The sequence below is a fragment of the Halococcus agarilyticus genome (assembly GCF_000334895.1).
In the GTDB taxonomy this organism is placed as follows: domain Archaea; phylum Halobacteriota; class Halobacteria; order Halobacteriales; family Halococcaceae; genus Halococcus; species Halococcus agarilyticus.
This window is the reverse complement of the sequence record NZ_BAFM01000013.1, coordinates 1-15,617: the sequence shown is the minus strand read 5'-3', so window position 1 is coordinate 15,617 and position 15,617 is coordinate 1. Positions and strand designations below refer to the sequence as shown.

At 60.4% G+C, this 15,617-nt stretch carries 10 protein-coding genes and 5 pseudogenes; 6 read left to right on the top strand and 9 right to left on the bottom strand.

Features of this window, described 5'->3' with window-relative positions; translation table 11 throughout:
• Window positions 1–361 precede the first annotated feature (361 nt).
• From TX76_RS11245 to TX76_RS11220, 7 genes and pseudogenes are all read right to left on the bottom strand, one after another.
• Window positions 362–913 carry a metal-dependent hydrolase gene (locus TX76_RS11245; RefSeq protein WP_049902568.1) on the bottom strand — a complete coding sequence of 184 codons (552 nt, stop codon included), beginning with the start codon at window positions 911–913 and terminating at the stop codon, window positions 362–364.
• Between the two features lie 69 nt (window positions 914–982).
• Window positions 983–1,440: pseudogene (locus TX76_RS18655) on the bottom strand (hypothetical protein).
• Window positions 1,437–2,006 carry a DUF7342 family protein gene (locus tag TX76_RS11235; protein ID WP_049902566.1) on the bottom strand — a complete coding sequence of 190 codons (570 nt, stop codon included), beginning with the start codon at window positions 2,004–2,006 and terminating at the stop codon, window positions 1,437–1,439. The pseudogene TX76_RS18655 and the gene TX76_RS11235 overlap by 4 nt, the downstream one beginning before the upstream one ends.
• Before the next feature lie 681 nt (window positions 2,007–2,687).
• A pseudogene (locus tag TX76_RS17115) lies at window positions 2,688–2,958 on the bottom strand (transposase); the annotation flags it as partial.
• A gap of 50 nt (window positions 2,959–3,008) precedes the next feature.
• A complete protein-coding gene (locus TX76_RS11230) occupies window positions 3,009–3,266 on the bottom strand; it encodes a hypothetical protein (protein ID WP_049902564.1) in 258 nt (85 codons plus the stop codon).
• The gene (locus tag TX76_RS11225; protein WP_228842366.1) at window positions 3,239–3,505 is read right to left on the bottom strand and encodes a DUF7718 family protein; all 267 of its coding nucleotides are present in this window, start codon (window positions 3,503–3,505) and stop codon (window positions 3,239–3,241) included. The genes TX76_RS11230 and TX76_RS11225 overlap by 28 nt, the downstream gene beginning before the upstream one ends.
• Before the next feature lie 528 nt (window positions 3,506–4,033).
• Window positions 4,034–4,465 (bottom strand): annotated as a pseudogene (locus tag TX76_RS11220) (AIM24 family protein); the annotation flags it as partial.
• A gap of 311 nt (window positions 4,466–4,776) precedes the next feature.
• On the opposite strand from TX76_RS11220, the gene TX76_RS11215 reads away from it, so the two are divergent.
• Window positions 4,777–6,012 (top strand): glycosyltransferase family 2 protein, encoded by a 1,236-nt coding sequence (locus TX76_RS11215; RefSeq protein ID WP_049902688.1) that lies wholly within the window; start codon window positions 4,777–4,779, stop codon window positions 6,010–6,012.
• 128 nt (window positions 6,013–6,140) lie between these two features.
• Here the strand turns inward: TX76_RS11215 and TX76_RS11210 are convergent, their stop codons facing one another.
• Window positions 6,141–6,683: a hypothetical protein gene (locus TX76_RS11210; protein WP_195156047.1), complete on the bottom strand. Its 543-nt coding sequence runs from the start codon at window positions 6,681–6,683 to the stop codon at window positions 6,141–6,143.
• Window positions 6,684–6,967: 284 nt separating this feature from the next.
• Here TX76_RS11210 and TX76_RS11205 point away from each other — a divergent pair, with 284 nt between their 5' ends.
• The 3 genes and pseudogenes from TX76_RS11205 to TX76_RS11195 all read left to right on the top strand — a co-directional run bounded on the left by TX76_RS11205 (window position 6,968) and on the right by TX76_RS11195 (window position 9,620).
• Window positions 6,968–7,831 (top strand): helix-turn-helix transcriptional regulator, encoded by an 864-nt coding sequence (locus TX76_RS11205; protein ID WP_449404489.1) that lies wholly within the window; start codon window positions 6,968–6,970, stop codon window positions 7,829–7,831.
• 181 nt (window positions 7,832–8,012) lie between these two features.
• A pseudogene (locus TX76_RS11200) lies at window positions 8,013–8,714 on the top strand (IS4 family transposase); the annotation flags it as partial.
• A 76-nt stretch (window positions 8,715–8,790) separates the two neighbouring features.
• Window positions 8,791–9,620, top strand: a pseudogene (locus TX76_RS11195) (IS5 family transposase).
• A 21-nt stretch (window positions 9,621–9,641) separates the two neighbouring features.
• On the opposite strand, the gene TX76_RS11190 reads toward TX76_RS11195, so the two are convergent.
• A complete protein-coding gene (locus tag TX76_RS11190; RefSeq protein ID WP_195156046.1) occupies window positions 9,642–9,917 on the bottom strand; it encodes a hypothetical protein in 276 nt (91 codons plus the stop codon).
• A gap of 331 nt (window positions 9,918–10,248) precedes the next feature.
• Here TX76_RS11190 and TX76_RS11185 point away from each other — a divergent pair, with 331 nt between their 5' ends.
• Window positions 10,249–11,052 carry a helix-turn-helix transcriptional regulator gene (locus TX76_RS11185; protein ID WP_049902558.1) on the top strand — a complete coding sequence of 268 codons (804 nt, stop codon included), beginning with the start codon at window positions 10,249–10,251 and terminating at the stop codon, window positions 11,050–11,052.
• A 496-nt stretch (window positions 11,053–11,548) separates the two neighbouring features.
• A partial coding sequence (locus TX76_RS11180; protein ID WP_195156045.1) for a PKD domain-containing protein occupies window positions 11,549–15,617 on the top strand: 4,069 nt, incomplete at its 3' end.

Here is a 15,617-nt window from a genome sequence, read left to right as displayed (position 1 = left end):
GGGCAAAAACATGCTGCTCAGCGTGACGATCTCCGGACTGGAATCGTCAGACTTCTCGTCGCACGAGCTACTCTCGTCACCGCTACCGGTTCGACGACCGCGGTCTCGAAGTGATGTCGTACCCTCCATAGCGGCCAGTCAAAGTAGCATGTCTCTCCATCCGAGAGAGTCCGACTCTTGGACTTGCTGGAACACCAAATCGGTTTGGAGAGGGTCGGTGATCACCCGAATCGTGGCCTCCCGAATACTTGTACGAACTCCCGAATCCGCTCGACAGTTCCTGCCAGATGTTGTTCGCTGTCCTACTTGGACAACGATCATCGGGTACACTGCTGAATTCGTGAACGATCGTTGTTTTCTGTCAACGAGCGACGAGCAGCCGTTCCAGGAAGCGACGGATTTCCCGTCGTCCGGGTGCGCCGTCCTCGATCCAGACGACGTACGCGACCGCAAACACCACGACGCCGCTCATGACGGTCGGCGTCAACCGGAGCGAGCTGAAATGGCTCAGGAAAGTCCCCTCCTCGCCGAACGGCGGTGGGGGAAGCAGCGGCCAGCCGAGATAGGAGAGATACGCATAGCGCCCCGACAGCAGAGCTATGTAGCCATCCCCGGCGAGATGGGAGGCGTAGCCGACGACGAACGCGATCGCCCGTTGGGGGTGGCCCTCCCGGCGGTAGTACCACCAAACGAGCCCACTGAAACCACAGAGGGCGAACACCGAGTGAGCAAGGGAGCGACCGCTGGGGAGCACGGCGAACGTCCAGGCGAGCGGTTTATCGATGAGATCCGGTAGTTGGGTACCGAGCACGACGAGCCCGACCGTCGTGGCGTCGAACGGTTCGATCGAGAACAGACGGGCACACACCGAGTACGAGAGATAGCCGAATGCGAGATGCCCCCAGGGCCACATACACGGTTGAGTAGGGACCATCTCTGATTCGTGTTGGGATTCACGATGATCGCTGTCCGATAACTTCAATTAAAGTGGCCAAAAGCTGCGTTGCCTCTCGTCGATCTCTGAGAGAACTATGGAGAGAGTATCCCGCCAGTCATCCGGATGCACGACATTGTCGCCGGGTGTTGGTGCATTTGGTCCTGGGTGGATGTGGTCGCGCGCGTTGTGCTCCGAAGGGTGTCGGTCCCAGCGGTGATCGAATACGCCCTCGTCATGAGTTTCGTGATAGTGGAGCGTGAAGTCCCCGTTTTCGAACCAGACGATTTCGAGGCGGGCAGCCGAAACGGTGTCCGGATAGAAATCGGGACTGTAGCGACACACCAGCCGATCCGCTGCAAAATCCGGTTGTTTCTCGATTCGCCCGAATCGGTCGTCGGTAGCTAATCCTCTTCAACGACTGCGAGGCGCTCGAAGTCGACCGGCGCACCGCTGACGATCTCGGTGTCGTCGGGTTGATCAGCACCGTCACGCCCATCGGTCATGCTGTGGTGCGTTGGTCAGCGGAGTCGTCGGAATCGCTCACCAACGCCCGTTCGAGCAGGGCGATCCGCCGGCGCGTCGTCTTCCACATCGACACGTCGTCCCACACCGACTCCAGCGATTGGTCGGTATCGGATGCGTGCGCCGAGATCGGTACCCCATCCGGAGATTCGACGTCGAACTCCCTCATGTACATCTGGTCACGCTCCGTCGCCGTCTTCAGGAACTCAAGGAGTTCGTCGGTCGTGTAGCGGTTGCGGAGCTGCTGGACCCGTCGCCAGGTCAAGTATTCTCGGTTGCGTTCGTACGTTGCCGGTGACTCGGTGACTTGGGTCACGATCCCCATCCGTTCGAACCACTCCAGATACTCCTTGGCGGCATCACGCCCGTGATCAGCCCGATCAGCGACTTCACCGATGGTCGCTGGACTTTCGAGCCCCAGGACCGCATCGAAGAAATCATCGCGCGTCCGGCCGCTCCGGACGAGCTCGTCAGGCGGCGTTAACGACTCGAAAATCGGCGTCTCCGCGCGCTCGTCGCCTTTCAACTCTGGGCGCGGATCGTCCATGACTGAGCCCAGTCGTTCGATCGGAATAAATCTTGTTTCTGTAGAGATATTCCGGTGATTACTCGCTGGTCGGAATCCTACCTAGCTAATCCGTGTTGGGATTCACCTCGGACCGTCAGTGGTGATCGGAGCCGATCTGAGAGACCATCACCGTCCAGAGATGGACGGTCGGTACTCCGATAGAAACGTGGGGTGGTCAACTGCCCGGCAGTAGTGACTGCCGTCCGTTGAGCCACCTACTGGGTTCGGTTGCGGAAGGCACTGGAGAGTGCCTTCTCAGGACCGGACTCGAGACGGCGATCAGGGCGTCAGCCCGATCGCTGCACGCCAAAAGAATTACGAGTGTGCAACTAGCACGCACAACCGGGGGAGTCCGAGATGGTTGGGAATGCTCACCCACAACCCACTCTCCCTGACAGATCCAGTTGGCCGACCGCTGATCCTCACGAGGATCGTTCGGAAACCCAACGCCGGTGAAGACCACACTCCCCGTGGAGATTCGGCTAGGTCGGTGCTGAATGCACGGAATGGATGCTCGTTGCAGTCGGGTTCTTGATGCAGTAAACGAGCCGCGGGCGGAATCGGGTCGCAATTTCGGGATTAGCGTCCTAAAACATGAACCAAACGAGCGTCCAATAGAGCTGTCGCTCACGACTCGGCAGTCACGGAGATGGCCGTCTCTCAGTCAGGCGGATCACGCCCGTAGTACTGCTTCGCCACGGTTAGGAACTGATTCGCATCCACACGCGGCGCATACGTCCGATTCTCGCCGTCGATAGCGAGCTTCACCAGCAGATCAACGAGCCGCCAGACGTTGTAGAGCACGCACGCGAAGTTGAAGTCGATAGTCGCGCTCAGTCGTGGTGGTTCGCACCCTGAAATGGTTCTGCTTCTTGAAGTCACTCTCGATACCCCAACGTCGGCGATATCACCGAAGCAGCCGCTCGATCATCCTCGTCGTTGTCCGAGTTCGATCGATTACTGGACCAGATGCGGTCGCACTCAGACAGGCTCGTCGTCGAGCGGGTCGGGCATTGGGTACTCGTCGACATCGTCCAGTTCCTCGACGGCCATCCCGAGTTCGTCGGCGATTCGCTCGTTGAACCGGCGTTCGACCTCGTCGGCATCGCCCTGGACGATGGTCGTCACACCCTCCTCGTGGTACACGAGGCGTGCCTCCCCCTCGGGGAGATCAGCGCGGTCGAAGGCCGCATCGAGTTCGTGGTCGTCGATTATCGATCCGTCACGAGATTGTGCCATGTTTCGAACCTCCGGAGCAGCGGGTCTGCGTTGTTCTCGATGTACGTCTTACAGTACCTCGGCGCGGCAGATAAAGGCACGGTCGGGAAATCCTGCTTCACCCGGACCTGCTCGCCGTTGCGGTAGACGTCCATGTGTAGCCCTTCCTCGGTCACGTCGTGACCGTAGGTTCCTTCTGGGTTGTGGTCGAACCGAACGACTGGTTCCCACTCGTCCTCGATGCGGTATTCGAGTTGCACGAGGAACGCCGTAGGCGTCCCGCCCTCGGTGTCGAGGACGAACCGGAGTTGTGCATACGGATACTCGATCTAGTCCGTGTACGAAATATCGGGCACACGCTGTCACTCCCCGCAGGTAGGCAGGTCATTAGTCATGAATCCTTTCGGTCGGGTTCGATATTCGATTCGTGATTACAAGTACCTGGTTTCCGACTTTCCCGTTTTCTCGCTCACTGAGGCCCGTGAAAACCGGTTTCGACTGTTCAATCCCCTACCGAGGCGCGAACATCCGCTCGCCGAGCGGCGAGTTCAGTAGTGTCGTCCCAGTTGATCCTGAGAGTGCAACTGGTCTCCCACCGTTGAGGATGAGCAGGGGATACTCCTCTTGCAGTGTGTTGCAGTATGCTTCTACCCCAACTCACTTTCGGTAACCGTATCGCAACTTCGTCCTCCATCGATTTCTTCTGTACTGCTTGCCACTGATTTCTCCTACTGAGGATCGTTTGTCCCCACGTCTGGTGATAGTTTACCACCAAAACGGCAGTAGGATCAGAGGAAATCGTTGACGCTGATTCCCTGGCCGGTACCGGCGCTGGCACCGCTCTCTCCGCCCTGGTCGGGGTTGACTTCCTCGTAGGGTTGGACGATGACGAATCCATCTTGTCCGGCGAATTCGAGCTGGAAGGTCTCGCCCGACGAACGCCCGAGGAAGCTCTTGATGTTGAGGTCGTGTTTCGCGTTGGGAGAGACGTTGGCGCTCCACGCAACAGTTGCATTGGGATCGGTTCTGACTGGCGTCTGGATCACCAACGGCTTACCATGCGTAGTGATGGCGACGTGGCCCCTGAGATGGACGTTGAACAGCCCACCCGAGGAAGTGCCCGCGATCGAGCTCATCATCTTGATGTCTCAGCCCACCGTGTTCTCGAACGCGAGGACGTCGTTGCCGTTCACGCTGATCTCGTCGTCGGCGTCGAGTTCGAAGAATGTGCGACTACGATACTCGAATCGTTCACGCTCCGGGCGAGCTAACTACCGATACGGACGTGCGACGAGTTCAGTGAGACACTTTAGTCGAGGTCCAGTACCTCAACATGGAGCCAGCGCGTGATTCAGCCGAGATACGATTTCACAGCAGCTCATTAGTGAAAGCGATCCGTTTTAGTTGAATACAGTCGTCCGAACCGTTCAAAGCGCCGTTGATTGCCTCAGCGAAAACACTAAGATGCGCCACGCGGTTGTTCTCCTCAAAGAATGGCATGCGGAGACTGAGTGGTGGGGAGGATGTCGAGATGAAAACCGAACAGGGGACAGCCGTTCCGGGCGGTAGTACGATCCGGTCGACCGAAACACTCGAGACGAGGGCAACGGACGCGAGCAAGCATCTGCTCGGCGCGGACAGCGACGAACAGCCGGTACTCAGCGTCGTGATGCCGACCCTCGACGAGGAGAGGGGTGTCGCGGAGTGCATCGGCCGGATCAAGGCCGCGCTCGACGAGTTGGGGGTGACCGGCGAGATCATCGTCAGCGACAGCTCGACCGACCGGACCCCGGAGATCGCCGCCGAACACGGCGCGATCGTCGTGACGCCCGACGAGCCGGGCTACGGGTACGCCTACCAGTACGCCTTCGCCCACGCCCGTGGGGAGTACGTCGCGATCGGCGACGCCGACACGACCTATGACTTCGAGGAGCTGCCGAAGCTCTTCGAGCTGGTGGCATCCGGTGAGGCGGACATGGCGATGGGGTCGCGGTTGGACGGCGAGATCAGGGACGGCTCGATGCCCGCACTCCACCAGTACGTCGGCAACCCCCTGCTGACGCGCTTTCTGAACGCCTTTTACGATGCCGGGGTGAGCGACGCCCACAGCGGGATGCGCGTGATCAGTCGAGAGGCACTCGACGAACTCGACTGCTCGACGACCGGGATGGAGTTCGCCAGCGAGATGATCATGGAGGCCGGCGCGTCGGGGCTGACGATCGCCGAAGAGCCCATCACGTACCACGAGCGCGAGGGCGAGGCCACACTGAGCAGCTTCCGGGACGGGTGGCGACACGTCCGGTTCATGCTGGTGAACGCACCGGGCTACCTGTTCTCGCTGCCCGGGGTCGTGCTCGGCGGGCTCGGGCTCGCGATCATGGCGTTGATCGCGGGCGATGTCCGGGTGAATGGGGTGTTACTGGGCGTGCACTCGATGGTCCTCGGGAGCTTGTTGACGATCGTGGGCTATCAGATCACCACCCTCGGGGTGTTCGCGACGGTGGCCTCCGATCCGGTGAACGATGCAGACGATCTCGTCTCCGGGTGGATCCGCCGGCATCTTCGACTGAGCCAGGGCGCGACCGTCGGGCTGGTGCTGGTCACCGCCGGAACGGGCTACGGGCTGTATCTCCTGGGCGAGTGGGCTGCCAGTGGATTCACACAGCTCCCGTTCGTGATGCAGGACATGCTCGCGTTCACGGCCGTGGTGCTCGGGTTGCAGACATTGTTCTCGGCGTTTTTCATGAGTACGATCGCGGAGCGATGATGAGGTTTCGAGCTACTGCTTGCTTCCGTTCCGACTCACCATTGGGGTTCGGAACCTACCTCGCGCTTACTGACCACCGCATTGAAAGACGGTGACCGACTCACGAGTGGTGCTTACAGGACGGTGGGTCAATCGGACGACTCGATCGTAGATCGGTCTTCCACGAGGGTGATCGTGAGGAGTGGCTCTCCCCCTTCGCTCGGGTACGAAATCGCACTGAACACCAGGCCTGTCTCGGGCGAGACGTAGTCTCTGTATCGGGTAACGTCGTCGAACCGCCAGGTCGACGAGAAGCACTCCATATCTCCGTGAACAACCGTTCCCGTGATCTCGACGCTTGCCTCACCCCTCTCTGAAGGGAGAGCGAGCCGATCACCAACCGTCAAGTCGCCCTCCTCGGAGAACGGCGTGATCGAGGGATAGAACGCAGTCCGCAAGAACGGTTCTGCCGATGTGTGGAGCAACTCGTCGGTGACGTTCTCGGGGGTGCCGGTCAGGGTCTCTTGGATCACCTCAGCACCCAGCTCGTAGTGAAACCCGACGGCGACCTCCGTATCCGAGGTCCGCGTCACACTCCACCCCATCCGTCCCTCCCCGAATCCACGTCTGTAGATGGAGTAGGTGTACCGTCCGGGTCGGGTGAATCCGGTCAGTTTCTCGGTGGAGTTCATCATGGCTGTGGAGTTGTCGATCCGATCTGGATCCATTCCCCGTTCGTCAATCTGCTCGATGAGGTGGGGATTCCAACACGTCGAGAGGTTTTGTGGTGGTGATCGACGGAATGGAGGTGGTTGTGAGTGTCTACTCTTAGTAGTGGGTGAGATAAGTACTCAACGACGAATTTCTTGCAGGCGGTGAAACAAATCCTACGGGGTGGGATGTTCTATGCATTTTCCACACGTCAAAACCGACGAAAGATGATGGGGTCCCCATCGTCGAGAGTTGTCCGTCAGATATGACGGTTCTGTCTCGATTTAACCACCTAGATTCGGAACTTACGATGGTAGGGGGTATGAGACACCTTATGGAATCCGCGCTCGACAACATCAGGTTTCTATCGCGGTCACACCATCGCGTGTCCGTACTCCGGAGCCTCCTGCAGGAATCTCACGACCGGGCCGGGCTACGGAAAAAGACCGGCGCCTCCTCCTCGACGCTCGGGCGTATTCTCGGAGATTTCACGGACAGGGGATGGGTAGTCCGGTCCGGACACCGATACGAGACGACACCGATGGGCGACCTCATCGGGCGGGAGTTCGTTCGGGTGCTCGAGTCGATGGAAACCGTCGAACAACTTCACGACGCGGTGGCGTGGCTGCCGTCCGAGGGGATGGATTTCGATCTCAGTTGCCTCCAGAACGCAGAAGTGGTTACCGCTGCCGGCGGCAATCCCTTCATGCCGATCATCACACTCTCCGGGCGGCTCGGGGCGGCGACGGAGGTCCGGGCGATCGCCTCCGTCGCCATTCCCCAACCGCTCGCAGTTATCCGGGAGGCAGTGACGAACGAAACACAGACTGTCCAGATGGTCGCCACTACCTCCTTCTTCGACGCGATCGAGAGCGACCCGGAGATGCAGTCTTCCGTCCGTGAAATCGCCGCCACCGATCGTTCCGAGGTATGTCGGTACGAGGACGATTTCCCGTACAACCTGGCGATCACCGATGACAAACTCTTGATGACAGTCACCGACGGCGGGCAGATGCCGCGCGCGCTCATCATCTCGGACAACGAGGAGGTGGTGTCGTGGGCCGTATCGACGTACGACTCCTATCGGACCCAGGCAGAACCCCTCGACCCCACCTTTCGAGCGAGCTGAGGGGTCCTATGGGACTGCCCCGGCCGACGGTTCACCGTCAGCTACCGACCGCGGAGTGACTGGCTAACTCGACCTCGAGAAGCGGCTCCATGCCCTTAGTGGGGTAGACCGCAGCATAGAACACGAGACCTGTCCCGTTTCGACTATTTAAGTCCGGTGTGCGCCCGTCATACCCGGAGTGATGGCAAGCACGGTCGAATCCCAGACGAGGCGGTCACCGAAGCCAACGGTCCCTGACGAATTTCACCAATCACCGACCACTGCGAGTGAATTTTACTCGCTGCTCGACGCAGTCGACAGCGAGTCGACTGCTGAAAAGTTCGATATCGGCACCTACAGCAAGAAACACGACTTCGACAACCATCTCAGGGTCGGTGTCTTCGAGGGAATCAGTCCTTCTGATTCGCTGGCTGAGCTCGCTGAGAAGACTGACACCCACGATCAAATGGAGTACATGGCCGACTCGACGTTCTCACGGCGCACGAACGACCGCGACTACCGCGCGGTCGTTCGCGTGCTGTTCGAGTTACTCCACACCCCGCAGCTGTACCACCAGCGTGGCGTTCAGCGCAAGCGGTTAGAGCGGATTAACCGTGCCGTTGTCGCGACCGACGCAACGAATCTCACGCTCACCAGATCGGTTGCTATTCCGAGCGAGTTCCAGGACGATGAGGTTCTGCACGAAATCCAGCCAACTGATGGCGGTCTCAAGCTCAATTTGGCCGCACGTGTCGACGGCGAGGATAAACATCCGCTTGGTGTGACCGTCACAGGAGGTGACACTCGCGAACCGACGCAGTTCGACCACCTCCAGAGCGACGTCGAGGTTTTCGCAGACCTCGACTCGTCGATTCAGGTCTTCGACCGCGGCTATCTCGATTACGACGGTTCTATTGAATCCACCAACGGCGGCAGGTTGAGTCGGTAGAACGACAGCGTTGAAGCGGAAGAAGCCAGTTGTGCAGAAGGTCCTCTTCCGCTTCGTCAAGCAAGCGGTCTCGATAGCACGAAAACTCTCCGATGCAGCACTGATGCAGATCAGCGATCCTGCCGGCAACGGAGTTGCCGGCTGGAAGCACGCCGTCCTGCACTTCCTCCGCGTTCACATGGAAGCGACGCTCAGCGAAGTTCTCGACTGGGCCGAAGAGATGGAGCGAGTGCGAGCCGCGCTCGCACTCCGCCGCGGCGAGTTCATCGGTCCATCGGCGCTGTGCAGGTCCTTCGACCGAGCACCGATGTGTATCTGGCGAGAGTTGCTCCGACTCTCGTCGGAACTGCTCGATCAGTCGGGCCACGCCGCCATCGACGCCACCTATTTCGACCGCCGAGAGGCGTCGAACCACTACCTCAAGCGGTGTGATCGAGACGTACGAACGATCCAAGCAACGTTTCTCGTCGATACCGCGCAGGGCGCGGTTATCGACGTTCACTGTAGTGCGAAGTGGCCAAACGGAACCAACGCGGCCCGCAGGTCGCCCTGCGGAACGCGGGCAGCCTGCTCAATTTGGCCGCTGACAAGGGCTACGACGACATGAGCTTCCGCGACGCTCTCCGGGCCGAAGGCGTCCGTCCGCTAATCAAACACCGCGTCTTCGCACCGTACGATCACGCGCACAACGCGCGCATCGAGAGCGAACGCTACCACCAACGCTCAATCTGCGAGTGCGTGAACTCGGTGATCAAGCGCTCGTACGGCTCCGCCGTTCGAGCGCGAGCGTGGTATCGCCAATTTCGTGAAATCTTCCTCACCGCCGCCGTCTACAACCTCGAACTGGCCCTCAAACCGTGAGTCCCGTTGCCCTCTGCGGATTCAATAAAGCCCTCCCCGCAGGTACGCCCGGGCAGGGGTGGCGAGCAGCTCGCTGCAGACCTCTCTCGAGGATCCGATCACGGTCCTGTCGAACGCCTGTCCGTCCAACTCGTAGCGAAAGCCAACCACGACATCGCCATCCGACCGCTCGCTCACGTCCCATCCCATCGACCCCGACCGTTCTCGTCCGGCGATCTCGTAGCTGTACTGGCCCGGCCGGTCGAAACCCCTTGCCACGTCCTCGATCTCGGATGAAAGACCGACGAAATCACCCATCTGTTTGTCGGAGTTCATTCAACACCGTATAGGGTTAGTTGTGACGGTGATGTTTAACAAGTTTTCATCCTGCCTCTACATCTTACGTGCCACATTCGTGCTCACGGTAGTCGTGTTCCGATTTGGCACGCCAGGACGATGTGAGAACATCTCCCCTGTGGGGACGAAACCGGCCGTGTAGAGGGATCGGCTGCGTTCGTTTCACGTTGCTGTAAATTCTTCCGATGTATCCCGGAGTCGATGATCTGTCCTAACGACGAGAAATTAAATTTCAATGACACTCTATATGCCTAGATTCTAGGCTTATGCGGGATGATGACGTAGCGCCTCTATGAATCCGGCTCTCAGCCACATCGAGTTCCTCTCTCGGTCGGCCCATCGCGTGGCGGTACTGCGCTCTCTCCTTGACCGACCTCACGACCGCGCCGAACTCCGGGAGGAGACCGGGGCTTCGTCCTCGACGCTCGGGCGTATTCTCGGGGATTTCACCGACCGGGACTGGATCGTCCGCAAGGGACACGCGTACGAAGCAACGCCGATGGGTGAGCTCGTCGGGCGGGAATTTACCCGACTGCTCGATTCGATGGAGGCGGTCGAACAGCTCCACGAGGCGATCACCTGGCTGCCGACCGAGGAAATGGACCTCGATCTCAGCTGGCTGCAGAACACCTCTGTCACCACAGCCACTACCGGAAACCCGTTCATGCCGATTCTCGCGATGGCGGGACGACTTCGGGGGGCGGAACACGTTCGGATGCTCGCTTCCGTGGCCGTCCCGCAGACGCTCGCTGCTATCCGCGACAGCGTAATCGAAGGGGCACAGACGTTCGAGGGGATCGTCACGCCGGGCTTGCTCGACGCCCTCGGCACTGACACCACACTCGGGGGACACTCCCGGGAGGTCTTCGAGGCGGATCGAACGGAGATCTATCAGTACGACGGTGACTTCCCGTGTAACATGGCAATTCTGGACGACAGGATCCTCATCATGGTCACCGACGCAGAACAGATGCCGCGTGCGATGGTCGAGACGAGCAACGAGGACGTGCGTGAGTGGGCCGAATCGACCTACACCTCCTACCGCGATCAGTCCGATCCTCTCGAACCCGATCCGCTCGTTGATAGCCCTCGGTGAGGCCGGCACCGCTACCGTGGACGGGACGATTCGTGGGTGCAGAAACCAGCAGGCGAACTTCCTGATTGCTGTCCAGAACGACCCCGGCGCTACCGGTACGCCGTGGAGCGTGATCGTTTGCGAACGAGAGTAGGGAGAAATCCTCTCCGATCCAAACGGACCTTCCTCGCAACCGCTGGCTCTCTCGATCGGTTTCTTCTCCGGTGTCACAGTCGATTCATCGACTACTCCAGTTTGTCTAGACATGCCCGCCCGCGAGCTGCCATAATGTCGGCTCCTTATTTTGATCGCTTCGGTGTCGCCCAGTTCGTGAAACCGTTCCCACCCCGTGAAAATCCGCCCATCTCGTAGTACTTGCCCATCCTGTGAGCGATAATTAGTAAATGACTATATACAAATTCTCGCTCATGAAAAGAGTATGAGTCTCAGACGAGACCCAGCGGTGCAGCACAGAGCGGTGATCAAACCGACGTTAGCGGTCGTGTTTTCGATACTGATGGTAACATCAGTGTTCGCCGGGACGGTCGCGTTGACCGGTACAGCCTCCGCACAGACCGATGTCGGGTTCGGCAAGAGTGATCTCCAAGGCTTCGGCCAAGGCTCGCTCACGGCACTCGAGTTCGGGCCCGACGGCCGGCTCTACGTCTCGAAACAGAACGGAGTCGTCTACGCACTAGAGGTCTCCCGGGACGGCCAGAACTCCTATAGCGTCGACTCACAGGAAGCGATCAGCGCCATTCAAGACATCCCGAACCACGACGATAACGGGAACATCGATTCCGGTGAATCGACCCGCCAGGTAACGGGCCTGACGGTCGGTGGGACCGCCGCACAGCCGGTCGTTTACGTCTCATCGAGCGACCCGACGATCGACGTCGGGCAAGTTGATGACGACACGGACACCAACTCCGGCGCGATCTCCCGGCTGACGTTGGACTGGAACGATGACGGGAGCCTGGCGAACGTCGATCACGATGTTATGGTTCTCGGACTACCGCGCTCTGAAGAGAATCACGCCACCAACGGACTGGACCTGAGCGACGACGGCAACACGCTGTACGTCGCCCAGGGGGGCCACACGAACCAGGGCGCACCCAGCAACAACTTCGGGTACTCGTCCGAGTACGCGCTCTCGGGTGCGGTGCTCTCAGTCGACCTGGCGCAGATCAACAATAACCACCAGGAAAAGAACTTACAGAGCTACGACAGCAACTACCCTGATGTCGATTTCCTGTATGGTATCCCAACCATTCAGAACGACGACTCCACTGACGGTGACGACCTTCCATTCGGTGGCAACGACGGTGTGAACCAGGCCAAATGGGTCGAGAACGGCCTCGTCCAGGTTCACTCCTCCGGCTACCGGAACCCCTACGACCTCGTGCTGTCCGAGAACGACCAGCTCTACGCCATCGACAACGGCCCGAACGGCGGCTGGGGCGGCCAGCCAGTCGGTGAGGGCCCGAACGGCGTCTGCACCAACGAACCCAACGATCCCGGGAGCGGTACCGGCGACCAGCTCCATCTCGCGAGCGAGGGCAGCTACGCCGGTCACCCCGCCCCGATCCGGGCCAATCCGACCGGCGCGGACATCTACGACCCGGACGGGAACATGGTTCTCGACATCACCGAGTCCAACAGCCCCGTGCCCGCCTCGAAAGTGAACCCGGTCGAGTGTGACTACCAGAACCCCTCCGAGGACAACTCCCTCGGGAACACCTTCGGATGGACCGGTGGCATGGACGAGTACACTGCCTCGAACTTCGGCGGCGCCATGCAGGGCGACCTGCTCGTCGTCGAGGGATCCAGTTCTGTCGAGCGCGTGCAGCTCAACGACGCCGGCGACGGTGTGACCAGCCAGCAGGGCAACTTCTTCAGCCAGAGCGGCATCCTCGGCATTGAGGCCGTCGGCGACGACGGCCCCTTCCCGGGGACCGTCTTCGCTGCTCGGAACGGTGTCACGGTCTTCGAACCGAACGACTTCGGCGGCGACACCGGTGGCGATCAGTGTACCGGCGCCGACGACGCCTCGCTCGACGAGGACAACGACGGCTACAACAACGCCGAGGAGCTCGACGCGGGCACGGACCCGTGCTCGGCCGCCTCGACGCCCGCCGACTTCGACGACGACGGCATCTCGAACGGTCAGGATTCCGACGACGACAACGACGGCACGCCCGACACGTCCGATCCGTTCGCGGTCGACCCGGACGACGGCACCACGACGAACCTCCCGGTCAACATGGATCTCTCCGAAACGGAACTGTTCGGCGAGAACGGCCAGGGTTGGACGGGACTGATGACCAACGGACAGGACGACTACCAGAGCCTCTATGACCCCGCCTCGATGACGGTCGGCGGGGCCGCCCAGGTGCTGACGGTCGAAAACGTCCCCAAGGGCGACACCTACCAGAGCACCAACGATCAGGAGTACGCGTTCCAACGTGGGTTCAACGCGCCGGATCAGCCGTTCACGATCTCGACCACGGTCAACGGCTACCCTGTGGACCCCCAGAACTACCAGGGAATGGGCATCTACCTCGGCAACGGTGATCAGGACAACTACCTGAAACTCATCGTCTCCGCCGAAGGCGGCTCCGGTGGGCTCCAGTTCCTCAAGGAGGTCGACGGCAGCGCCGGCCCCGACAAGCACGCACAGGACAGCAGCGTGACGGGCCCCTCGAGTAACACGGAACTCTCCCTGACCATCGACCCGACGACTGACCCCTCGCCCAACAATGGCGTGGACGAGGTCGCCGTCACCGCCGAGTACGCGGTGAACGGTGGGCAGAAGATCCAGGTCGGCACGCCGACCGCCGTTCCGGCGAGCTGGCTCGACAGCTCCGATGGTACGGCACCAGCAGCCGGCATCATCTCGACGTCGTACAACGCAGGTACGACCTTCGATGCGACCTGGACGGACTTCAACATCGACTACGTGAACCCGCCCGCCCAGCAGCCACCGACGGCTGATGCGGGCGACGACCAGACCGTCGAGGAGGGCGACCAGGTCACCCTCGACGCCTCGGGCTCGAGCGACCCCAACGGCGATACGCTCGGGTACACGTGGACCCAGACCGCCGGCCAGCCCGACGGTCTGCTCGACTTCAGCGACGGCGAACAGGTGACGTTCACCGCACCCGACGTCGACGGTGATACGACCTACACGTTCCAGGTCGAGGTCGCCGACGGCAACGGCGGCTCCGACACCGACACGGTCGACGTGACGGTCGAGGACACCGACAGCGGTACGCCCTCGGACGGCGAGGCGGTCTACCGCGTGAACACCGGCGGCTCGGAGGTTGCAGCTTCCGACGGCGGTCCGGCGTGGAGCGCCGACACGAAAAACAACCCATCGCCGTACCTGAGCGCCGGCGGCGACGGCACCTACAGTACGGATGATTCAATTACATTGGATAGCTCGGTGCCATCAGGAACCCCGGCATCACTGTTCCAGAAGGAACGGTACGATACCGATACGGGTGAGGAAATGCAGTGGGCATTCGATGTCCAGCAGGGATCGACCTACGAAGTGCGGCTGTACTTCGCAGAGATCTTCCTGACGGATTCGGGCTCGAACAGCAACGACAACAAGGGCCCACGACAGTTCGACGTGAACATCGAGGGCGAGACGAAGCTCGACGACTACGATCAGTACGCGCAGTTCGGTCACGACGTGGGTGCGATGGAGTCCTTCGAGGTGACGCCAAGCGACGGCACCCTCAATATCGACTTCGCACACGTGGCGGAGAATCCCAACATCAAGGCCATCGAAATCGTGAAGACCGGCGACGGTGCTGCCAACGAGGACCCGGCGGCGGCGTTCGAGTACACGCCGCAGGACCCTGCTGCGGGTGACGACGTGTCCTTCGACGCGTCGGGTTCGAGCGACGACGGCTCGATCGCGAGCTACGCGTGGGACTTCGGTGACGGGGCGAGCGCGGCGGGCGCGAACCCCACCCACGCCTTCGAGTCGGCCGGCGACTACGACGTCGCCCTGACGGTCACCGACGACCAGGGCGCGACCAACACCCTGACCAAGGCCGTCTCTGTCGCTGAAGCTAGTGGTGGAGAAGCGAATACACTGGAGATCAAGGGTCAGGGAAGCGATTCGGCCTACAGCTTCAGTGTTAGCGGGGCAATCGATAGGGATCAGAGCAAAGGGCTCAATCCTGCCGATTCGATCGCCGCCGACGACAAGAGCGCCTCGGGCACCGTCTACGGAGGTACCGATACCTACGTCTTCGACGGTGACATCGAGAACCTCAACGTGAACGGTAATGCGAAGGTCTTCCTCAACGGCGAGGAGATCGATCCCAGCCAGTACGATTCCAGCGACAAGAACACGTTGGAGATCAAGGGTCAGGGAAGCGATTCGGCCTACAGCTTCAGTGTTAGCGAGGCAATTGACAGGAGTCAAAGCATTGGGCTCAATCCTGCTGATTCGATCGCCGACGACGACAAGAGCGCCTCGGGCACCGTCTACGGAGGTACCGATACCTACGTCTTCGACGGTGACATCGAGAGCCTCAACGTGAACGGCAATGCGAAGGTCTTCCTCAACG